The sequence below is a fragment of the Marilutibacter spongiae genome, from assembly GCF_014145325.1.
GTDB lineage: Bacteria > Pseudomonadota > Gammaproteobacteria > Xanthomonadales > Xanthomonadaceae > Marilutibacter > Marilutibacter spongiae.
Genome location: NZ_JACHTF010000023.1, coordinates 23959 through 47819, shown reverse-complemented (window position 1 = coordinate 47819; position 23861 = coordinate 23959). Strand labels below are relative to the sequence as shown.

Below are 23861 nucleotides of genomic sequence, written 5' to 3'. Positions count from 1 at the left end.
TGGCGGCGCCGCTGGCACCGCTGCCGGTGCAGTACGCCGACTATGCGGCATGGCAGCGCGAGCGCCTGCAGGGCGAGGGGCTGGCGCGCGAGCTGGGGTACTGGCGCACGCAGCTGGCGGACCTGCCAACGGTGCACGGCCTGCCGCTGGACCGCCCACGGCCGGCCCAGCAGTCCTTCGAGGGCGCGCATCTGGAGCAGGTGTTCGACGCAGCGCGAACCGAGGCCATCTCGGGCTTCTGCAAGGCGCGCGACATCACGCCCTTCGTCTTCCTGCAGACCGTGTTCGCGATGTTGTTGGGACGCTTCAGCCGCGAAGACGACATCGTCATGGGCACGCCGGTCGCCGGCCGCGTGCATGCGGACGTCGAGCCGCTGATCGGCCTGTTCCTCAATACCCTCGTGCTACGAACGCGCCTGGATGGCGATCCGCTGTTCGAGACGCTGCTGGCACGCAGCCGCGACATGGTGCTCGACGCGCACACACATCAGGAAATTCCCTTCGAGACGCTGGTGGAGGACCTCAAGCCCACGCGGAGCCTGGCCTACAACCCGCTGACGCAGATCCTGATCAACAGTTTCGACGCCTTCGAGGAGGCATCCCCGCTGCCCGGTGCGCTCCAGGTCAGCCAACTGGAGGCCGGCGATGGCGAAGACCTCGCCAAGGCCGAGCTGACGCTCTACGCGCGGCGTTCGCCGGCGGGCACGATCCTCAAGTGGTCGTACCGCAGCGGACTCTTCGCCGCGAAGACGATCGAGCGCATGGCCGCGGCGCTGGACACCCTGGTCGGGCAGGTGCTGGCCGATCCGGGGCGCCCGATCTCCAGCTACCGGCTGCTGACGCCCGCACAGGAACTGGAGGTCCTGGCCGCCTGCGCGCCGCGGACGACGACGCTGCCCGGACGATGCCTGCACGAAAGCGTGTTCGACGTCGCCGCGAGCGACCCCTCGCGCCTGGCCATCGTGCACGGCGATGCGACGCTCACGTTCGGCGAGCTTGCGCGCCGCGCGCGATCGCTGGCGCATGCGCTCGGGGATGCGGGCGTTCGCAAGGGCGACATCGTGGCGATCCTGCTCGAGCGTGGGATCGACTATGCGGTCGCGGTCCTGGGCGCGTTGTCGGCGGGTGCGACCTACCTGCCGCTCGCGGTCGACCTGCCGGACGAACGCCTACGCTTCATGCTCGAGGACGCCGGCGCCGGCGCATTGCTGACCCGCGCGGACCTTGCCGGCCGTGTCGGCGACGCGCCACGCACGCTGCTGCTCGAAGACGTCCGCGAGGACCGAGCCTGCGCCGACCCTGCATTGCCCGCGGTCGCGCTGTCCGATGCCTCGCACCTGCTCTACACGTCGGGTTCCACCGGCCGTCCCAAGGGCGCGATCTGCCCGCACTCGGCGCTGCTCAACCGCGCCGCCTGGATGCACCGCGCCTTCCCCTACCGCGAGGACGATGTCTGTTGCCTGATCACCAGCACGGCGTTCGTGCGCGCGGTCTGGGAACTGCTGGTGCCGCTCGCTGCCGGGCAGCCGATGGTCGTGGTGGACGCGGCGGACGTGGTCGACCTGGAACGGCTCGCCGGCATGTTGCACGCGCACCGCGTCACCCGCGTGGTGACCACCCCTTCGCTGGCGCGTGCGCTGCTGGAGCATCCCGGCGCAGTGGCACGGCTGGGCCGGTTGCGGCACTGGTTCGTCAGCGGCGAGCCGCTGAAGCCCGACACCGCCCGTTTCATCCGCCAGTCGTTGCCGGCTGTCGTCCTGTGCAATCTCTATGGGTCCACGGAGACCATGTCCGACGTTGCCAGCCATGTGGTCGACGATTGGCCGGCGGGCGCCTCGGTGCCCATCGGTCGCGCCATCGACAACTGCGCACTGCTCGTGCTCGACGACGCGCTGAGGCCGGTGCCGGTCGGCGTGGCGGGTGAGATATGCGTCTCGGGCGCGAACCTCGCCATCGGCTACCTGGGCCGCGAGGCCCTGACCGCGGAGAAGTTCCCCGGCCATGCGCTCGGCCCGGCCCATGGCGGTCGCCTCTACCGGACCGGCGACCTCGGCCGGCTGCTGGACGACGGCACCATCGAATGCCTGGGACGCCTCGACCACCAGGTCAAGATTCGCGGCTACCGCATCGAACTGGGCGAGATCGAATCCCGCCTGCAGTCGAGTCCGCGCGTGCGCGACGCGGTGGTGACGGTCGCCGGCAGCGGCGAGTCGTCCTTCCTGGCGGCCTACGTGGTCCCGGCCACGGCAGCTGAAGCCGACGACGGCGCGTGGCTGGATGCCCTGCGGCAGGAACTGCGCGACTGGCTGCCCGACTACATGTGCCCGGCGAGCTGGATCCCGCTGCCGGGATTGCCGCTGACCGCGAACGGCAAGGTCGACCGACGTGCGCTGCCGGCGCCGGAGCTGCTGCACCCGGACGCTGGCGAGCCGCCGCGAACCGCCACCGAAGCGGCCATCGCCGCGATCTGGAGTCGCCTGCTCAAGCGCGACGACATCGCCGCGAACGCGCATTTCTTCGAGATGGGCGGCCATTCCCTGTTGGCGACACGCGTGGTGGGGGAGATCTCCCGCGCACTCGACAAGCCCGTCGCCATCCGCAAGCTGTTCGAGTACCCGGTGTTGCGCGACCTGGCCGCGTTCGTCGACACCGCCGGGCACGCGGCCCACGAAGGCATTCCCGTGGCCGACCGCGACGCCGCCCTGCCGCTGTCGTTCGCCCAGCAGCGCCTGTGGCTGGTCGACCGCATGCAGTCGGGCAGCGCGCAGTACAACATGCCGGTGGCACTCGAGCTGGAGGGGCCGCTACGGGTGGACGCCCTGCAGGCCGCGCTCGATGCGCTGGTCGCGCGCCACGAAGTCTTGCGCACCGTCTACGCCGACGCACCGGATGGCCCGGTGCAACGGATCCTGCCGCCGATGCGCGTCGACCTCGCTATCAGCCGCGCGACTGGCGACGACCCGGGGATGCGTCGGGATGCGGTCCTCGCACTCGCGCGGCGCGAAGCGCTGGAGGTGTTCGACCTGGCCGAGGGGCCGGTGTTGCGTGCCCGCCTGGTCGAGCTCGACCGGGACGCGCACGCGCTGCTGCTGACCGTGCACCACATCGCTTCCGATGGCGGTTCCCAGGCCATCATGGTGCGCGAACTGGTCGCGTTGTACGCCGGTTTCGCGGCCGATGCCTGTCCGGGGCTGGCGCCGCTGCCGTTGCAGTACGCCGACTTCGCGGCCTGGCAGCGTGCGCGCATGACCGACGATCGGCAGGCGCAGCAGCTCGACTACTGGCGCACCCAGCTCGCCGGCCTGCCGGTGGTGCATGGCCTGCCGCTGGACCGCCCGCGGCCGCCGCGCCAGGGCTTCGATGGCGAGCGCGTCGAACAATCGCTGCCGTCGGAAACGCTGGCCGGCCTCAAGGCACTGGCGCTGCGCCACGACGCCAGCCTGTTCATGGTGTTGCAGGCGGCATTCGCGTTGCTGCTGCACCGATGGAGCGGCGAGGAGGACATCGTCGTCGGCACGCCCGTCGCCGGGCGCCTGCACCGCGACCTGGAACCGCTGATCGGCATCTTCGTCAATACGCTCGTGCTGCGGAACGACCTGTCGGGCGATCCCGGCTTCGACGTGCTGCTGGCTCGCACGCGCGAGACGGTGCTGCAGGCCTTCGAGCACCAGGAGATCTCGTTCGAGGCGCTGGTCGATGCGCTCCGGCCCGAGCGCAGCCTCGCGCACGCACCGCTGTTCCAGGTCCTGTTCGCCTTGCAGAACCATGAACACGCGGAGGTCGAACTGCGCGAGCTCTCGATCCGGCCGCTCACCGCCGGCCACGAGCAGGCCCGCGTCGACCTGCAGTTGACCGCCACCGAGCATGGCGAGGGCCTCAGGCTGGGTTGGCTGTTCGCGCGCGATCTGTTCGAGCGCGCGAGCATCGAGCGCATGGGCCACGCGCTGGCGACCCTGCTGCAGGGGATCGTCGACACGCCCTCGCTGCCGGTTTCCCGGCTGCCGTTGCTGCCGGTGGGCTGCGAAGAGGCGGCTCCGGTCGGGGAGGCGGGCGGCTTGCTGGTGCATACCCGCTTCGAGGCCCACGCGGCGGCCAGTCCCGGCTGTCCCGCGGTGGCCTGCGATGGCGAGCAGCTCGACTACGCGACGCTCAATGCCCGCGCCAACCGTCTCGCGCATGCCCTGGCCAACGCCGGTGCAGGCCCCGAGACGCGCGTGGCCCTGCACGTGGCGCGCGGCATCGACATGGTCGCCGGCATGCTCGGCATCCTGAAGTCCGGCGCGGCGTACGTGGCGATCGATCCCGAGCTGCCGGCGGAGCGCAAGCGCGCGATCCTCGCCGACAGCGAGGCGGCGGTCGTCCTGACCCAGGCCTCGCTCCGCGACGATCTCGAGCAGGCGATCGCCCCCGGAATCGCCATGCTGGACTGCGAAGCCGTGGCCGGCATGGACCTGCCGGACGGCAACCCGGTCCCGGCCGCGCTCGATTCGACCCACGCGGCCTATGTCGTCTATACGTCCGGGTCGACCGGGGCGCCGAAGGGCGTCATCCTCGAACACCGGGGGCTGATGAACCTGGCCGCCAACCAGCAGGCGCTCTACGGCGCGGGCGAGGGCAGTCGCGTCCTCGCGTTCGCATCGGTCGGCTTCGATGGCGCGACCTGGGAATGGCTGATGGCCCTGGCGTCGGGCGCCTGCCTGCAGGTCTGCACGCAGGCCGAGCGGCACGACCCTGACCGGCTGGCCGACCTGCTGGTCGAGGCGGGCATCACCCACGCGGCGATCCCGCCGGCGATGCTCGCGCAGCTCGACCCCGAACGCGCCTATCCCCTCGAGGTCCTGATCGTTGCCGGCGAGGCCTGCGAACCCGCGCTGGCCTGGCGCTGGGCCCGCAGGTACCGCGTCTGCAATTCCTATGGGCCGTCCGAGGCCACCGTGGCCGCGACCCATGCCGAAATCCAGCCCGACGCACCGATCACGCTCGGCACGTCCTTGCGCAACGTCGTGGTGCGCGTGGCCGACCGGCATGGCCGGCCGCAGCCGGTCGGCGTCGTCGGTGAGATCTGCATCGGTGGCGTGGGCCTGGCCCGCGGCTACCTGGGCCAACCGGTGCTGACGGCCGAGCGTTTCGTCCCCGATCCGCTGCGTGCCGGCGAGCGCCTCTACAGGACCGGCGACCTGGGCCGCCGTTTGCCCGATGGACGGATCGAGTTCCGCGGCCGCAACGACCACCAGCTCAAGCTGCGCGGCTACCGCATCGAACCCGGTGAGATCGAAGCGCGACTGTGCGCGCTGGCAGGCGTGCGCGAAGCGCTCGTCATGGCCCGGGAAGACCGCCCCGGCGAGCGACGCCTGGTCGCCTACGTCGCCGGCGACGCCGCCCCCGGGGCGGACGCCGATGCGCGGACGGCCTCGTGGCGGAACGCGCTCAAGCAGGCCTTGCCCGACTACATGGTCCCCTCGGCCTTCGTCGTGCTCGACGCCTTGCCGGTGACGCCGAACGGCAAGGTCGATCGCCGTGCGCTGCCGGTCCCGGTCTCGAGCGGCAGCGCACAGGCGCTGCCACCGCGTCCCGGCACCGAGGCGCGACTTGCCGCCTTGTGGAGCGAACTGCTCGGCGTCACCGCGATCGGGCGCGAGGACAACTTCTTCGAGCTGGGCGGGCACTCGCTGCTCGCCACCCGCCTGGTCTCCGCCATCGGCGCGCGCCTGGGTCGCCAGGTCCCCGTGCGCGCGGTCTTCGAGCACCCGCGGCTGTCGGCGTTCGCCGACTGCGTGGACGCCTGTCCCGAAGTCGAACTGCAGGGCATCCCCGTCGCCGATCGTAGCCAGGCGCTGGCCCTGTCGTTCGCGCAGCAGCGCCTGTGGTTCATCGATCGCCTGGAGGGCGGCAGCCCGCAATACAACATGCCGATGGCCTTGCGCCTGCGCGGCCGCCTGGACGAGACGGCCCTGCAAGCGGCGCTCGACGCGCTGGTCGCGCGCCACGAGCCCCTGCGGACCGTGTTCGTCGCCCACCACGGCGAAGCCAGGCAGGACATCCTGCCGCCCTCGTCGTTGCCGCTGCGCCGGTTCGACCTGTCCACGCGGCCGGCCGCGCAGCGCGACGCGGCACTGCATGAGGCGATCGCGTCGGAAGCCGCCGCTGCCTTCGACCTTTCGCGCGACCCGATGCTGCGTTGCGCCCTGCTCACGCTGGATGCCGACGAACACGTGCTGGTGATGACGGTGCACCACATCGCATCCGATGGCTGGTCGCAAGGCATCCTCGCGCGCGAGTTCGCCGCCGTGTACGCCGCCACGACGCGGGGCGAGGGCCGTCCGGACCTGCCCCTGCCGCCGCTGCAGTACGCCGACTACGCGGCCTGGCAGCGCAGCCGCCTGGGCGGCGAGGCCGGCCTGCGGCGCCATGTCGACTACTGGCGCGAACAGCTCGCGGGCATCCCGGTCAGCCATGCGCTGCCGCTGGACCGTCCGCGGCCGCCCAAGCAGCGCTTCGAGGGCCGGCGCGTCGAGCACACGCTGGACGCAGCGACGACCGCGCGCCTGAACGCGCTGGCGGCGACGCACGACGCCAGCCTGTTCATGGTCCTGCATGCGGCTTTCGCGCTACTCGTGTCGCGCTGGAGCGGCGAGAGCGACGTGGTGATCGGTACGCCGATCGCGGGCCGCGCCCATCCCGACCTCGAAGGGCTGGTGGGTTTCTTCATCAACACGCTCGCCCTGCGGGTCGAGGTCGACGGTGCGTCGTCCTTCGAGGACCTGCTGGTGCAGGCCCGGGCCACGGCGCTGGCGGCCTTCGAGCACCAGGACGTGCCCTTCGACATGCTCGTCGAGGCGCTGCGGCCCGACCGCAGCCTCAACCACGCGCCGATCTTCCAGATCAGCTTCTCGTTCCACAACATCGAGCAGCCCGTCGACGTCCGCCTGCCGGGCCTGACGATCGAAGGCGTGCGCGGGGCGGAGGACGCCGCGCGCTTCGACCTGGAGCTGCACGTGGGCGAAACCGCCGACGGCCTGCGCATCTCGTGGCTGTATGCCCAGAGCCTGTTCGACCACGACACCATCGAACGGATGAGCCGCGGCTTCGAAGCCCTGCTGGGCGGCATCGCGAACGCGCCGGCGAGCGGCGTGCTCGAGCTGCCGATGGTCGACGCGGCACAGGCCGCGCAGCTGGCGGCCTGGGGCGAAGGCGAACGCGTCGACGTCGACCCGGGCTGCGTCCACGCCCTGTTCGAGCGACATGCGCGGGCCACGCCCGCGGCCATCGCCGTCGTGCACGACGGTGAGTCGCTGGACTATGACGCGCTCAACCGGGAATCCAACCGCCTCGCGCACTACCTCAGGGAGCAGGGGGTCGGCGCGGGCGACGTGGTCGGGCTGTGCACCGAGCGCTCGGCCGACATGGTCGTCGGCCTGCTGGGCATCCTCAAGGCGGGCGCCGCGTACCTCCCGCTGGATCCGGAGTACCCCGAGGAACGCGTGCTGGAGATGCTCGACGAAGCGGGCGCCGAGTTCGTCGTCACCCATGCCTCGGTGCTCGGTGCGCATCCGGCCCTGTCGGATCGCAGCGTGCTGCCGCTGGATGCGCCGATCCGCGAGGCGCTCCTGGCCGGCCAGCCCGGGCACGACATCGCGGCCGGGGCGGCCGGCATCGACGCGCGGTCGTTGGCCTACGTGGTCTTCACCTCGGGTTCGACCGGGCGACCCAAGGGCGTGCTCGTCGAGCATGGCGGCCTGGTGAACCTGGCCGCCAACCAGCGTCGGCTGTATGCGATCACGCCGTCCAGCCAGGTGCTGGCATTCGCCTCGATCGGCTTCGACGCCGCGGTCTGGGAATGGCTGATGGCGCTGGCGCACGGCGCGACGCTGCATGTGTGCGGCACCGGACAGCGGGGCTCGGCGGTCGCCCTGTGCGACCTGCTCGAACACGCGCGCATCACCCATGCCACGCTGCCGCCGGCGCTGTTGCCCCAGCTCGACCCGGACCGCGACTATGCCCTGGAGGCGTTGATCCTTGCCGGCGAAGCGCCGGACACGCGCAGTGCGTGGGCCTGGGCCGGCCGCTACCCGGTCTGCAATGCCTATGGACCTTCCGAGAACACGGTGGCGGCAAGCAGCGTGGAGGTGGCGCCCGGTCGTCGCATCATGCTGGGTCGTCCGATGGCCAACGTTCGCGCCCGCGTCGTCAACGCGGCCGGCGGTCCGCAGCCGGTCGGCGTGGCGGGTGAGCTCCTGCTCGGTGGCGCCGGGCTGGCGCGCGGCTACCTCGGCCGGGCGGAACTGACCGCCGAGCGTTTCATCGAGGATGCCGCGCGACCGGGTGAGCGCCTGTACCGCACCGGCGACCTCGTCCGCTGGGCCGCGACGGGAGAGATGGAGTTCGTCGGGCGCGTGGACGACCAGGTGAAGATCCGTGGCTTCCGCATCGAGACCGGCGAGATCGAAGTGCGCCTGCGCGAGCACCCCTCGGTCCGCGAAGCGGTCGTGGCCGTGCATGGCGCCAGTGCCGCGGAGCGCCGGCTCGTCGCCTATGTCGTGGTCGCTGGGGCCGGGGAGGGCGACGACGCCGCCGCGATCGCCCGGGCGCTGCGCGGGCACCTCCGGCAAACGCTGCCGGAGTACATGGTGCCCGCCGCGTTCGTGGGCCTGGAGCGACTGCCGCTCAACCGCAACGGCAAGATCGACAAGGCGCGGCTGCCCGAGCCGCGATTCGGCGAAGCGCGCGAGCATGTCGAACCGGTAGGCCCCACCGAGCGGGCGCTGGCCGCCTTGTGGGCCGAGCTGCTGGACGTGGACGGGATTGGCCGCGACGACAACTTCTTCGAGTTGGGCGGACATTCGCTGCTGGCCATCAAGCTCGGCGCGCGCTTCCACGAACGCTTCGGCAAGGCGCTCAACGTCAGCGACCTGTTCGCCCATCCGAGCCTGGCCGAACTGGCGGCCTGCCTCGACGGGCGTCCCGCCGAAGGCGAAGGCGACGAGGCCTGGTCCCCGCTGGTGGGCCTGTCGACGACCGCGGACGCGCCGACCGTCTACTGCGTCCCCGGCGCTGGCCTGACGTCGGCGGCCTTCGTGCCGCTGGCGCGCGCCGCCGGCGATCGCCTGCGGGTGCGCGTGTTCGAATCGCGCGGTTTCCGCGACGGCCAGGCACCGCATGCGAACGTCGAAGCCATTGTCGAGGAGAACATCGCCGCACTCCTGTGCGAGGCGCCCGCCGGACCCTACCTGCTGGCCGGGCACTCGTTCGGCGGGGCGGTGGCGTTCGAGATGGCGCGCGTCCTCGAAGCCCGGGGCGAGCAGGTCGGGGTGGTGCTGCTCGACAGCCTGCTCTGCCTGGACGAAGCGCGGCGCGAGGCCTCGTCCTCGGCACTGGCCTCGATGCTCGGTCGCTGGATCACCGGCGAGGCGGGCGTGGAAGAGGATATGGGGCCCGATGGGCACCGCGAGCGCCTGCAACGGCACCTGCAGCGGTCCGGCCTGCTGTCCGCCTCCGACCCGGCCGCGCTCGACCGCTTCCTGGGCCTGATCGAAGCGCAGATCGCCGCCTTCGCCGCCTACCGGCCCTCGGGCCGGGTCGGGGGTCCCGTCGGCGTCGTCCTGGCCGCACAGGGGCAGGCGCACGGCATCGGCGAGGCCAACCTCGTCCGCCATTACCAAATGCACTGTGAACGCCTGGGTGCGCCTGTTACCCTCCAAGGAGGACACGTCACCCTGTTGTCGCAGGTTGACCTCGAACCGCTCGTCGATGCGTTGTTCTCAACGATCCGGGCTATGGACAAGGAACAAGTCGATGGCTCGATGCCACTCCCCGCCTGACCCGATCCTGCCGGCGCAACCGCCCCGGCGGGCATGCGCGTGCGTTCACGCCACCGATGGCCGGCCCGCCGGGCGGGCCGCGTACCGAAAGCAATAGCGAGTACTTCCATGGATATTGCACGACAAGCGGCAAAGAAGAACGGACTCAGGCGCTACTGGCTTCCCATCGCCGTCGGCGCGGGCGTGCTGGTGCTGGTCGGCCTGACCCAGATGGTCAACGGCAACGGGTTCTCGGTGGACCGCGACAAGCTCGTGTTCGGCGAGGTCCAGCGCGGCGACTTCTCGGTGCAGGTGCGCGGCATCGGCACCCTGGTGCCCAAGAACATCCAGTGGCTGACCGCGAACGTGGACGGCTACGTGGAGAAGATCGGGGTGGAGGCCGGCGCGCAGGTCAAGAAGGGCGACGTCATCGTCACCCTGACCAACCACAAGCTGCGCGAGGAGCTCGAGGAGTCGCGCTGGGAAATGGAGGCGCAGGCCAAGGAGAACCGCGCGGCCGAGATGAGCCTGGATTCCGAGCTGGCCGACCTGCGCACGGAGGCGAGCAACGCCGAGCTCGACTACGAGAGCGCGCGCCTCAAGCTCGACGCCGAGGGCAAGCTGGTGGGGCAGGGCATCGTGTCCAAGATCACCTACGAGCAGTCCAAGCTGGCCGCCGAGCAGTCGCGCCAGCGCATCGAGTCCAAGCGCGCCCGGGTGCGCAAGATGCAGGAGAACCTGGCGGCGATGCGCGACGCCCACGTCGCCCGCCTGAACATGCTCAAGAACTCGCACGCGCTGATCCAGCAACAGATCGACGACCTTGAGGTGAGGGCCAGCATCGACGGCATCGTGCAGGAAATGCCGCTCAAGCTCGGCCAGCACGTCAGCCAGGGCATCCAGGTGGCGCGCGTCGCGCCCCACGACGATCTCATCGCGCTGCTCGACGTGCAGGACTTCCAGGTGCGCGACATCGAGCTCGGCCAGAAGGTCGTGATCGACACGCGCAGCAGCAAGATCAACGGCACCGTGGCGCGGATCGACCCCGCGGTCGTCAACGGCGTGGTGAAGGTGGAGGTGACCCTGCAGGGCGAGCTGCCGGGCGACGCCCGTCCCGACCTCAGCGTCGAAGGCGTGATCGACGTCGAACGCAAGGCCGACGCACTCTTCGTCGACCGCCCCAGCTTCGCCCAGAGCCACCAGGTCGCCACCCTGTACAAGGTCGACGGCGGTACCGCGCAGGCCACCCGGGTCGAGCTGGGCCGGGCGTCCACCCGGCACATCGAAGTCGTCAAGGGCCTGGAGGCGGGCGACCGCATCATCGTGTCCGACACCTCGGCGTTCGAGAACCAGCCGCAGATCGACATCGAGTAGGCCATGGCACAGCAACAGACACTGATCGAACTCGACGGCGTCAGGAAGTCCTTCTTCACCGAGGACGTCGAAACGCGTGCGCTGGACGACATCGACCTGGTGATCCGTCGCGGCGAGTACGTGTCGCTGTCGGGGCCTTCGGGCTGCGGCAAGTCGACGCTGCTGTCGATCCTGGGCCTGCTCGACGTCTGGAACGGCGGGCGCTACCTGCTCGCCGGCCAGGACGTCTCGGGCATCGACCGGGCCGAGCGTGCGCGGATCCGCAACCGCGAGATCGGCTTCGTGTTCCAGTCCTTCAACCTGATCAGCGACCTGACCGTCGAGGAGAACGTGGCGCTTCCGCTCACCTATCGCGCGGACCTGGGCAAGGCCGACGTGGCGCCGCTGGTGGCGCAGGCGCTGGAGAAGGTGGAGATGTCGCACCGCGCGCGCCACTACCCCTCGCAGCTGTCAGGCGGCCAGCAGCAGCGCGTCGCGGTGGCCCGCGCGGTGGCGGGCAAGCCGTCGCTGATCCTGGCCGACGAACCGACGGGCAACCTCGACTCCAGGAACGCCGAAACGGTGACCGAGCTGCTCGAGACGCTGCACCGCGAGGGCTCCACCATCTGCATGGTGACCCACAACCCGGAGTCGGCGGCGCGTGCGTTCCGCCGCGTCGAACTGTTCGACGGCCGGGTCGTCGCCGACACCCTGGCGCCGGCCAGGACCCTCGCGGCGGTCTGACGTGTTCCACTGGGCCGACTTCAGGTACGCGCTGCGCCTGCTGCGCAAGAGCATGGGCTTCACCGTGCTCACCATCGTCGTGCTCGCCGGCGGGCTGGGCATCAGCATCTACACCTACGCCGTGCTCAACGCGATGCTCTACAAGGACCTGCCCTTGCCCGGCAGCGCGTCCATCGTGCGCGTCGCCGGCGAGAAGGACGGTCGCATCGGCGCCGTGGGCGCCTACGAGATGAGCGAGATGCGCGCCGCCGGCATCCGTCGCCTGGAAGAGATCGGCGTCTACGAGACGACCTCCGCGGTGCTGTCCAGCATCGACGGGCGCACCCGGGCGCTGGCGGCCGTGCGGGCGGAGTGGAACGTCTTCGAGTTCTCCAGGGTACGGCCGCAACTGGGGCGCGGTTTCATCCGCAACGACGCCATCGAGGGCGCCGAGCCGGTCGTCGTGCTGGGCCATGGCGTCTGGCAATCGGTGTTCGCCGGCGACCCCGACATCCTCGACCGCGTCGTGCGCATCAACGGCAGGCTGACCCGCGTGGTGGGGGTGATGCCCGAGGGCTACGCCTTCCCGGGCGCCGCCACGGCCTGGTTGCCGATGTCGAACCGCGAGGTATCGCCTTTCGCCCGCAGCGACGCCAGCGTCGACGTGTACGCCCGCCTGGCCCCGGGCGCGAGTCCGCGCTCGGCGGGGATGGAACTCGACAGCCTGCTTGAGCGGGTGCATGCGCAGACGCCCGGCATCAACGCCGAGGAGACCCGCCTCGACGGCATGACCGTGCTCACCTTCCAGGAATTCCAGACCTATCCCGACGGTCCGTTCGTGTTCGGCATCCTCAACGTGGTGTCGCTGTTCATCCTGCTGCTTGCCTGCGTGAACATCGGCAACATGCTCTTGGCGCGGACCAACGAGCGGCTCAAAGAGATCGCCGTGCGCGTGGCGCTCGGCGCGCCGCGCCTGCGCCTGGTCTTCCAGATGATGCTCGAGAGCGTGATCATCTGCGTGGCGGGCGGCATCCTGGCCATCTTCCTGGCGGGCTGGGGCCTGCACGCCACCAACGGCTTCATGAACTCCACCCTCGAGGGGCACCTGCCGTACTGGTGGCAATGGGGCATCGACCTGCCGACCGTGGTCGCCGGACTGGCCTTCGTCCTGCTCGCGATCGCACTGGTGTCGGCGCTGCCGACCTACAGCGCGACCCGCGTCAACTCCAACACGCTGTTGCGCGACGGCACGCGTGGCGCCCGGGGACGCGCGAGCGGACGCATCTCGCGCGCCCTGGTGACCCTGCAGATCGTGCTGATCTCGGTGATCATGGTCGTCGGCAGCGCCATGGCCCTGATCGCCTACCGCGCGGCCCACATCGACTTCGGCATCGACACCGAGCGCCTGCTGACGACCACCGTCAGCCTGCCCGTCGACGCCTATCCGGAGGACGAACAGCGCACCCTGTTCTACGACCGCCTGCTGCAGGAACTCCGGGGCAACCGCGAGGTCGAGGCGGCGATGGTGTCCAGCAACCTGGGCGAAACCCGCTTCGCACTGGACGGGGTCGAGTACAACGTGCTCGACGATTATCCGCTCGCCACCGCGATCGTGGGTTCGCAGGCGCCCGAGCCGGTCGGCACGCGCCTGCTGGAGGGCCGTTACTTCGACTCGCGCGACGTCGCCGGCGGACTGGCCACGGTCATCGTCAGCGAGGCGCTGGCGCAGGCGTACTGGCCCGGCGAGTCGGCGCTGGGGCGCCGCGTGCGCCTGGTCGACGAGGCCGGCAAGGTGCTCGAGCAGCGCACCATCGTCGGCGTGATGAGCAACGTCCGTCGCGGCGAGAACCTGCTGGTCACCGACAGCCAGACCTACGCCGCGCTCTACGTGCCGCTGGCGCAGTCGCCGGTCGACTCGGCCGGCGTGCTGGTCAAGTACCGGGGCAGCGAATCCGACGCCCGCAGCGCCATCTACCAGGCGATCTCCCGCGTCGACGCCTACGTCGTGCCGGGGCCGATCTCCAGCTACAGCGAAGTCCTGCAGAAGCTGACGGTGATGGCAACGACGATGACCGACATCTTCGTCAAGTGCGGCATCTTCGCGCTGCTGCTGGCGATGACCGGCATCTACGGCCTCAGCAGCAACGCGGTGGTGCAGCGCACGCACGAGATCGGCCTGCGGCGCGCCATCGGCGCCACCGACGCGCACATCATCCGCCTGTTCATGGCGACGGGCATGCGCCAGCTCGCCGTGGGCCTGGTCGTCAGCGCGCTCATCTGCGTGGCCATCATGTTCCTGGTCTCCCGGTTCGCCGGGGTCGGGGCAGGGACGCTGACGGTGATCGGCGTGCTGGTGGTGGCGCTGGTCTCGGCCCTGGTGCTGGCCGCGATCTACATCTCGACCAGCCGCGCGGTGCGGCACGAGCCGAGCGTGGCATTGAGGTACGAATGACGGGACGTTGAGGACGGCATCGGCGCGGAGGGCGCCGGCCGCAGGACAAGCAATTGCCCGGCGCACCGCCGGGTCCATGGAGACAGCCAGGAAGGGCCATGAACAGGATCGCGGACATTGGATGCGGGGAGCTCGAGGAGCTTGGCGGCGCGCGGATATTGCTGGGGGTGGAGGGCACGGGCATGCGTGCGACCGAATGGGCCGAGGAGAACAGGGCCGACGTCGAACGCCTGCTGCGCGAGAACGGCGCGCTGCTGGTACGAGGCCTGAGGTTCACCGGCAGCCAGCAGTTCGGCACGGTGCTCAAGACCCTGTTCGGCGAGGAACTCGTCCAGTACACCTACCGCTCGACCCCACGCACCGAGTTGCGCGGCAACGTCTACACGGCGACCGAGTACCACGCCGACCAGACCATCCCGCAGCACAACGAGAACTCCTATTCCAACCGCTGGGCGATGCGCCTGGGCTTCCTGTGCACGACGCCGGCGGAGCAGGGCGGTGCCACGCCGATCTGCGACAGCCGCCGGATCCTGGAATGCGTGCCCGATGCCCTGCGTGCGCGCTTCGAGGCGCACGGCGTCCTGTACGTGCGCAATTACACCGACCTCGACATTCCCTGGACCGAGGTGTTCCAGACCGACGACAAGGGCGAGGTGGAAGCCTTCTGCCGCGACAACCAGCTCGACTTCGAGTGGGTGTCGGACGCGCATCTGCGCACTCGCCAGGTCAACCAGGCCACCGCCATCCATCCGGACAATGGCGCCCGGGTCTGGTTCAACCAGGCGCACCTGTTCCACGTGAGCAACCTCGAGCGCGAGGTCCGCGACAGCCTGCTGGCGACCATCGCCGAGCCGGACCTGCCGCGCAATACGTACTACGGCAATGGCGATCCGATCGCCGACGAAGACCTGCGCACGATCCGGGCGCTGTACGAGGCCCACCAGGTCGCGTTCCAGTGGCAGCGCAACGACCTGCTGCTGCTGGACAACATGCTGTATTCGCATGGACGCACGCCGTTTTCCGGCAACCGGCAGGTGCTGGTGGGGATGGCACGCATCCATGGATCGACCCCGGGCGCGGGCATTGCCTGAACCCGGCCGCCACGCACGGACACGCGAGGACCGACATGAAGAACCCCTGGCTCGTACCGATCTCGATCGGCCCCTTCACCGACCACCGGCTGTTCTGCTTCCCCTATGCGGGCGGTAGTGCGCACGTCTTCCGGACCTGGGGCCCGCTGTTGCCGCCCGCGGTGGATGTCATCGCCATCCAGTCGCCGGGGAAGGGGAGTCGCCTGATCGAGCGTCCCTGCCAGACCGTGGAGGAGGTGGTCGATGGCGTGGTGGACGCCATCGAGCCCTACCTCGACGAGTGTCCCTTCAGCTTCTTCGGCCACAGCAATGGCGCGCTGATCGCCTTCGAACTCAGCCATGCGTTGCGCGCGCGTGGCCTGCCCGCACCGACCCACCTGAACCTCTCGGCCAGTCCCGCGCCCTGGACGCGCAAGCCCGAGCGCAACTGCGCCCACCTGGACGACGCCGGCTTCATCGAGCACCTGCGCGAGCTGGACGGCACGCCGCCCGGCGTGCTCGACAACGCCGAGCTGCTGGAGATCCTGCTGCCCGGCCTGCGTGCCGATTTCTCGCTCGGCGAAACCTATCGCTACGCGCACCCCGCCAAGCTGGACGTCCCTACAACGGTGTTCCATGGCGAGGAGGATGCGATCGAAGCCGGGCAGATCGAAGCCTGGCAGGAGGCGATCGCGCCGCGCATCCGCATGGAACCGATCGCCGGCGGGCACTTTTTCGTCCACAGCCATGCCGAACGCCTGACCGGCCTGCTGTCGCGGCAACTGCAGCGCGACATCGCACGCACGATGCCGTCGCCGGCCTGACGCGCCGCGTCGCCCCGCCATATCCACACCGATAGCCAACGGAAGCACCCGATGAACCAGGAAGAACAGCTGTATCTCAGGGAAGACGTGTATTTCGAACCCCTGGTCAACCAATGGTACGCCTGGCCGTACCTGCTCCCGCCCGTGCCGGGCGCGCGCCACATGGTCAACACGCACCGCCGCATTATGAGCTCGTTCGTCAAGAACTACCGCCTGCACATCATGGCGGTGAACCAGCCGGGCATGGCCGGCAGCGAGTTCATGGACTGCAGCGAGGAGCAGGTCGACGAGATCAAGGCCCTGGTCGAGCGCATCAATGCCGAGCACGCCGACCTGGTGGAACTGTCGGACGCGGTCCGCGAACTCGACGAGATCCTGCGCGAACACACCAGCGGCGAGTCGATCGAGCACCTCTACGAACGCATCCCCGGACCGCTGAAGGGCTACGTCGAGATCAGCATGGACCTGGAGCACCATCCGTCCTACCGCCTGATCGAGAGCCTGCTGTACCGCAGCCGTTACTACAAGAAGTCCCTGCAGTCGGTCTCGTTCGGCATCCTGGACGAGGCAGGGCAGCGGCCCTTCGTCCTGAGCACGCCGCGCCTGCCGGCCGCGGACAACCTGCAGCTGCCGATCGACTACGCCCATCCGATGCTGGACGAGCTGTTCCGCGCGCGGGAATTCCCGATCCCGGCCTCGCGCGTGGACGCGCTGTTCGAAGGGCTGGAGACCAGCGGCGGCCTGTCGCCGCGCGACCTGTTCACCACGCAGGCGCCGCCGCAGCGGCACCAGCCGGCGGGCGAGGGCGTCCACATGGCCTACCTGGGCCATGCCGGCTTCCTGATCGAAACCCCCGAGGTGTCGATCCTGGTCGACCCGGTGATCGCCGCGCGCGGCGAGTCGTTCTCCGACGAGGTCCTCAGCTTCAGCCAGCTGCCCGAGCGCATCGACTACATCTGCATCACCCACCTGCACCAGGACCACGCCAACCTGGAGACCCTGCTGCAGCTGCGCTACAAGACCGACACCATCCTGGTGCCGCGCAACAACGGCGGCACCCTGGCCGACCCCTCGCTGCGCCTGCTGCTGCAGCAGTTCGGCTTCAAGGTGCACGAGCTCGACGACATGGACGAAGTCCCCGTGCCCGGCGGCCGCATCGTCGCGATCCCGTTCCTGGGCGAGCACGGCGACCTCAACGTGCGCTCCAAGACCGCCTGGTTCTACGAACTGCTCGGCAAGAAGATCTTCGTCGGCGCCGACTCCTCGAACCTCGACCCCAACCTCTACGAACACATCGGGCGCGAGATCGGCGAAGTGGACATCATGGCCATCGGCATGGAGTGCGTCGGCGCCCCCTACACCTGGCTGTACGGCGCCCTGCACACGCGCCTGGTCAGCAAGAAGGTCAAGGAATCCCGCCGCCTCAACGGCTCCGACTACGACAAAGCCCGCCAGATCGCCGATGTGTTCAAGCCCAGCCAGGTCTACCTGTACGCCCTGGGCCTGGAGCCCTGGTACAAGTACTTCATGGGCATCGACTACGACGAGAACTCCATGCAGATGATCGAGACCGGCAAGATGCTCGAAAGCTGCCAGTCCCTCAACGTGCCCGCCGAACGCCTCTACGGCAAGAAGAGCGTGGTACTGGCTTGAGGTTGGCGGCGGGTGGGGCTCCCTTTGCTGGATTCGGGAGTACGATACGCTGTGGCAGCATGTGTTCTTAACGGCGCGAGAGTAGGGGTAGGGGATGGGCGCTGGCGTTGGTGAACGTCGGAGTGACGGCGGCGTGATCCTCGGCCAGCACTGACCAGTATCTACTTATGTCGATAAGGGATGTTTATCGAGGGTAGGGAAGGGCAGCCCTCGACCCGAAGCGGACACCCTTCCGGCAGCCGGCGCGCGGAGGTTCCCGAGTCTTACGCTGTCTTTCGGGCATAGCGAGGCGATCAAGTAGCCTACTTCAGACTCTCAGCCGAGATACCGAGGGAGCGTGTAATGCCCATGCAGCGATATGTCGGTCAAAGGTTGTACCACTTGGTGGGTAGTCGGCAACCAGATGCAGACGAAGCTAATTTTGAGATCCTATGCGCGATCCTGCGTTCGATGGAGCTAAGGACCTGCGAGGTCGCGGGCCAGCGTGGAGGAGTCCGAACCGTTCGCGACCCGAGTCGTCCGCTCACCAATGGAGAGCCGATCCAGCAGACAGTGGTTTGTTTTTGCGACATCCCGAGGGACGATCTACCGTTTCATGCCCGGCGCTACGGCCGCTTCGGTCTTGGCGTGTGCCGTTCTGTGGTTGCCCAGTGGGGCGGACGCCCAGTCATTTACGTCCCGTTCTCAAGAAAATCTTATGGGACATGGGCTGCCCGATTTCCGGCTTTAGTAAACTCGGTATTGGACGGACTCGATCGCTTCTTCCCTGACTCGTCGGACACTCGGTCAAAGATCGAAGGCGGACCGGCCGAGGACGCTCAGGAGGCGGTGGATGAAGCGAGTAGCCTAATCACGCGGGACGTGCAGGCATTCCTAAAGTTTTGGGATGTGGATCTCCCCGAAGACCATCCCGAGAACTTCTACATGGAGCGCGAGTGGCGGAAGTTCGGAAATCTTGGCCTAGCGTCGTGCCTACAGGAAATTATCGCACCGCCTCACTACCACCAGGCCTTGCGATCCATCCTGGACAGCCTACGGGTTGGAGGAAGATATTTGATTGGAGAAGTCGAATTTACGAGCATTCCGGATCAGCCCTAGCGGGCGCTACCGCGGCTCACTTGCAAAGCTTTCGCAGGCTGAGCGCGGTCCTATCTTCTGAAGAGCAGTAGGCTCATCCCGCGCGGGAGGACGGCGGAGGCATCGAGATTGAGCGCGCTGGGGAATCTGGGATTCATCGGGAATAGAGCTGGCTCGCTATCGACCCGAAGCGGACAGTGCATCATTTGAATCGACAAGGCCCGCAGAGATGCGGCCTTGTGCATGATGAGCGATCAGGAAGTGAACCTGACCCGGGTAGTTGCTCGGCCCGCTACTCAATGCGGAGGTCGTCGGGCATACAAGTCAATGCAATACGACCGGTCGCAGGTCCAGAAGACGAACCACGAGCAGCGATTCAAATCCCAGCCGGGCGGCGATATCGTCCGCATCGACCTGCAGCAGGGCGATGACTTCCTCGACGTCTATTAGGTGTCCGTCCTCGAGGTGTTTCCATTGTCTGGATGATGCAAGCGAAATCATCAGGCAGCCCACTCGGCGCGCTTCCGGCACCATGTACCGACCCACCAGCTGGTCGCGCAGAGCCTTGCGCAAGTCCGCCACCGAGTAGTCCTTGTCGCCCACCTTCAGTTCTATCACGGCCTCGATGGGATAGCCGGAGGAGCGCAGGCGAACGTCCGTTTCCTTCTCCTCGCCGGTGACTTGCTCTTGCGACACGTTGTACGCCCCGTTGGCTAGGTGCTCGAGCTCTGCGGCAACCAGCCGTCGCAGTTCCGTCTCTTCCCGAAGCCGAGCCCACAGTTGCCGTGGGGTGGAATCCTGGCGTAGCCGATCATCGAGCTCGCCCAGGCGATCGAGCAGCAAGGCCGCCATATCCGCCCGCGTAACCGGCGCCATGTCATGGATGGATTCGAGCGCGGCCACGTCCGATAGTCGATACAGCGGCGCATCCCATTCTTGCGCCATGGCCTGCTCAGCCAGAGCGGTGACGCGTTCTTTGAAATGCGTTGCCAAGGGATCTTGCGCGAACTTCAACTTGTATTCCCAAGCGGCCGCGCCCTTGCTTTCGAACAACAGCTGGACCAGTCGGCTTCGGGCGAATTCGGCATTGCTGCGCGAATCTGATCGCCTGGGCCCATCGTGCTCGCGATCGTCAGCGACACGGATATGGCGGTAAGCCAGCAGCACCAGGCGATACAACAGCTCGGGGTCCGCCAGCAGCTCGGTGGTCACGGCCTCGCCGCGCGAGTGATGGCCGAACATCACGCCGAGCCAATCGGTCACGATCGACATGAAGGCGGGCGTGACGGGCGCTGCCAACCGCTCCATCTCGTCCACTGCCTGGCGCGGGGCAAGCCGCAACAGCAGGGGCAGCCAGAACAACAGCCCTTGTTGATCCAATCCACGCGCTATGAATGCCTGCGCGGCGGCAACAATCGACGCCGCATCCCCGGGCGTACCGTGGATGAGCAACAGGTCGATGGCCCGTTCGAACTTGTTGGACCCGTGGAGTGAGGCGCCGGATGCCAAGGCAGCGCTGAGCCAGCCCCGGATCGTGTCCACGAACAGAGCGATGACACCGGGTCCGGAGTGCTCGATGTACTGAAGCAGCGACGAATGCGTGGACTGCTCGCCGGTGTCGTTCAGTTGCGCCTCCAGTTCAGGCGCCAGCATCTCTCGGACGACCTCCGGGTGTGCCTGCGCCAACGCGCCTACCCACGCAGGCAACCCGTTCACCGCCGTGATCGCATAGCGCATCGCCAACTGCGCCTCGGCCTTCGTCAAGCGTCGCGCCCAGTCCGGGTCTTCGGCCTCTGCATAGAGGCCGATCACTCCCACCCACCAGCTCTTGTAGTACCAGTTGCGTTGTTCTTCGGGCCGCTCGGACGGCAAGGTGGGTTTGACCTTGCGCCACTGGTCGATCAGCAACTGGCGAAGCTGCGCAACCTTGTCGGGGAACGTGCGCTCAAGGAAGCCTCGGTTCCAACCGATGTGCTGGTTATCGTCGCGCACGCGCGACATCACTTCGACCAAGTTAATGGCCGAGTTGGCGGCGCGATCTGCGGACATGGGCAGGCCTTGGGCGTCGTTCAATTCGCGGAAGAACAACTTCCAACTGGCGCGGTCCTTGAGTTGCTTGCGCTCGCGCTCGCGCTTTTTCTTTTGGCTCTCCTGTGCCCTTTGCGGCAGCGGCCGGGGATTTTCGATGTGGCCTACGGCTTCATCGAGGTGGACCACCAGCGTCGGAGTATCGCTCACCATCGGCCGCAGTGCCTTGAGCGCGGACAGGGCGGAGGCGGTGCCGCGCAGCGTTTGAATGAAGCAATCGAGCACCAAGCGACGCCGTTCGGGCGGGCTGGCGCTGTCGCGCAGCGACGCCTCCATCCACGCCTGGTCCAATGCCAGATCCAGCGCGAGCGAGGGCGCCCACAAGATGCGCACCAATCGATCGTCGGCGTCCTTGCCGATCATCTTGCTCGACAGCAGGGTTTCTTGGGCCCAGAACACGGCGGCGCGCAACGAGGGGCGCGCGGTGGCGAGCAGCCCGCGCATGCGAAGCGTGTCACCGTTGGCAAAGTCATCATCGCGCGACAACTGCAAAACCAGGGCGACGGATTCGGCCAGAGGACCATCGGCGGCCCGATCCTGGATTTGCAGTTCGCACACTCGCATGAGCGGGCCGACAAGGTCGCGCCGGCTGGTGCGGATGCGATAGTTGCCGGGGTCCCACGCGCAGTCCGCAGCGACGTATTGGGTCAGTCCGTGGCGAAGCCGTTCCAAGTCGCCCGGCGCAAGTTCCGCGCGCGTGATCGCGTCGGGCAGGAAACTCGAGATGCCGCCCGCTTCGAAGCGACGGTACTTCAGGGCACGCAGTGCCCCCAACATCTGCACCAGCGTCATCTTGGCGGGAAACAGATACAAGATCGACAGCTTGGCCAGATCTGGCGGCCAGCCGGCGTGCTGGGAGGCGATCTGGTCGAGTAGCCCGGTGAGACGCGGGTCATCGGTCGCCGCCAGGCCCTTGAGGCCGTCCAGGCGCTCGCGCACGTAGCGCGTGACATCCACCGCCACGTCAAAAGCGATGTCCGCGCAGGCATGGATCCGGCCAGTTTCGATCAGGTCGAGTAGCGTCTCGCGCACTTCGTCATTTTCGATGCCTGCGTCCCACAGCTTGCGGATCGTGGGAGCCAGCTCCGGCGACGCCAGGCGGCGCGCCTGTAGCGCCGGCACGTGCATGCCGCGCCAGCCACCGCTCCCGTAGCGCTGGGCGTACAGCTCCAGGGCCTGGACGCGCATCCCCGGTTGCAATGCGCCAGGATCGCCAAAACGCAACAAGATGCTCGGATCGCGCTGCAGCACTTCATTGCGAATCGGGTCCAACTGCGGGGCCAGCCAGGCCGCCACCGGTTGCATGGTCGGGCGCACGAGTTTCAGGCCGACGGGTGAGGTCACGAACAGCAAGCGCTGCAGTGTGCGCATGCGCAAGCCACGCTTCATCAACCCGAGCAACCGGCAGGCCGCCAAGTACTCGATGGCGGAACGATTGTGAAAGCGCACGCGGCCATAGGAGGCAAAGCCGAACAGTGGCCGTTCGAGCAGTGTCTGGATTTCCGCGGCGGTCCAATCCGTCAGGACCGACTGGGGGTCAAGCGCGTCGGCGGCGCCGTGTCCCCGGCCGGTTTCGGCGTCATGCCACAAGGTGAAATTGCGCGTCATCAGCGCCGCGAGAGCCAAGCGCTCGGCGCCCTCGCGCGCTTTGTCGGGCTGAAGATCCGCCGGCTCATCGCGCTCGCTGCGGGCGCGCGGTCGCAGCTTGACCGCGATGCTAGACTCCAGCTGGTCGCGGTGCCCGCGAATACGGCCGTAGGCCTTCCAGTCCGCGCACAGCTCGATGAAGTCGAGCGGCCGCTTGCTAAACTCCTGCGCGTGCGCCGCCTCGATGGCTTTCAATAGCTTGTCCGGATCGCCTACGCCTTCGAGATGGGCCAATGCTCGCATCTGCACTTCGTTCAGCGGCGCCAGTGCGACAAAGCGCGACCGCGGCATGGCGCTGGCGACGGCGTCCTTGGGCAGCTCCACTCGCATTGCCACGTCGGCAAAGGCTTCCTCCGCCTCTATAACGCGCACGACCTGTCGAAGAGGCAGCTCGTTCTCGACAATGGCGCGATCGTCGGTGCCCGGTCGCGTCGTCAGCACGATACAGGCCCGGTCAAGATTGTCCCCCAAGGCATTGGCGAACTGGCGAAGCGTGAGGGCGAATGAGTGCGGGGTCAGCCGCAACTCGTCGATGGAATCGAGGAAAAAAACCGCGCGCTCGTTCTGCGCGCTCCGCCAGCTCTCCAATCGCTGGCGCTGCGCCGGCTTGAGTTGCGCTTCCGGCGTGGAATTGGCCAGGCTCGCCAGCTCCAGGTAGAACGCCGACTCGCCCTGCGCGAAGAGGCGCTCTTGCTGCGCTTTGCACTCGTAGGTCTTGCCAGCACCCGCCTCGGAGACGATCAACACCCGGTCCGCTTCCAACAGCTGGTCCCAGGTCAGGTCCCCGCTGGGCATCAGGCCGTAAAGGAATTCATAGTCTTGGGTCTCGGCATGGTCCTTCTTGGGCAGGTCCAGGAACGATCGCGACAGGGCGGAATCGGAAGAAGGCATGGGGCGCGCTGGGGGTAGGAAGCGCTCATCGGCGGTTGCATCAAAAGTAGGTGCCGACGCTGGCCCGGTCAATGCGAACGCCCCCGCGCTCGCGCCCGGAATCTGCCCGGCGAGAGGGAAGCTCAGCCTATGGCGGCGGCGAATTTCGCGACGATCAGCTCAAAGCCTTCTTCGTCGGATGCAGTTCATTCGCCTCACTGTTTGTTGTAGTTGGTGCTATTGGACAAGGTCTTGCGAAGGTCCAAATGCTTTTCGTGGGCAGGTCAGAACTGCCAGCTGGCGCCTG

At 68.0% G+C, this 23861-nt stretch carries 9 protein-coding genes; 8 read left to right on the top strand and 1 reads right to left on the bottom strand.

Annotation, left to right across the window (positions count from 1 at the left end; translation table 11 throughout):
• Positions 1-11: 11 nt before the first annotated feature.
• The 8 genes from H4F98_RS16025 to H4F98_RS17075 all read left to right on the top strand — a co-directional run bounded on the left by H4F98_RS16025 (position 12) and on the right by H4F98_RS17075 (position 18970).
• Positions 12-9818 (top strand): non-ribosomal peptide synthetase, encoded by a 9807-nt coding sequence (locus H4F98_RS16025; RefSeq protein ID WP_343064783.1) that lies wholly within the window; start codon positions 12-14, stop codon positions 9816-9818.
• 108 nt (positions 9819-9926) lie between these two features.
• Positions 9927-11171, top strand: a complete 1245-nt coding sequence (locus H4F98_RS16020) for an efflux RND transporter periplasmic adaptor subunit (protein WP_182688834.1) — start codon at positions 9927-9929, stop codon at positions 11169-11171.
• 3 nt (positions 11172-11174) lie between these two features.
• Positions 11175-11894, top strand: a complete 720-nt coding sequence (locus H4F98_RS16015) for an ABC transporter ATP-binding protein (protein ID WP_182688833.1) — start codon at positions 11175-11177, stop codon at positions 11892-11894.
• A 1-nt stretch (position 11895) separates the two neighbouring features.
• Complete coding sequence (locus H4F98_RS16010) at positions 11896-14325, top strand: ABC transporter permease (RefSeq protein WP_182688832.1); 2430 nt, start codon at positions 11896-11898, stop codon at positions 14323-14325.
• Positions 14326-14423: 98 nt separating this feature from the next.
• Complete coding sequence (locus H4F98_RS16005) at positions 14424-15416, top strand: TauD/TfdA family dioxygenase (RefSeq protein WP_182688831.1); 993 nt, start codon at positions 14424-14426, stop codon at positions 15414-15416.
• Between the two features lie 35 nt (positions 15417-15451).
• Positions 15452-16219, top strand: a complete 768-nt coding sequence (locus tag H4F98_RS16000) for a thioesterase II family protein (protein WP_182688830.1) — start codon at positions 15452-15454, stop codon at positions 16217-16219.
• 51 nt (positions 16220-16270) lie between these two features.
• Positions 16271-17872 (top strand): MBL fold metallo-hydrolase, encoded by a 1602-nt coding sequence (locus H4F98_RS15995; protein ID WP_182688829.1) that lies wholly within the window; start codon positions 16271-16273, stop codon positions 17870-17872.
• A 342-nt stretch (positions 17873-18214) separates the two neighbouring features.
• Positions 18215-18970 carry an abortive infection system antitoxin AbiGi family protein gene (locus tag H4F98_RS17075; RefSeq protein ID WP_182688828.1) on the top strand — a complete coding sequence of 252 codons (756 nt, stop codon included), beginning with the start codon at positions 18215-18217 and terminating at the stop codon, positions 18968-18970.
• A gap of 303 nt (positions 18971-19273) precedes the next feature.
• On the opposite strand, the gene H4F98_RS15985 is transcribed toward H4F98_RS17075, so the two are convergent.
• Positions 19274-23575 carry an NACHT domain-containing protein gene (locus H4F98_RS15985; RefSeq protein WP_182688827.1) on the bottom strand — a complete coding sequence of 1434 codons (4302 nt, stop codon included), beginning with the start codon at positions 23573-23575 and terminating at the stop codon, positions 19274-19276.
• Positions 23576-23861 lie beyond the last annotated feature (286 nt).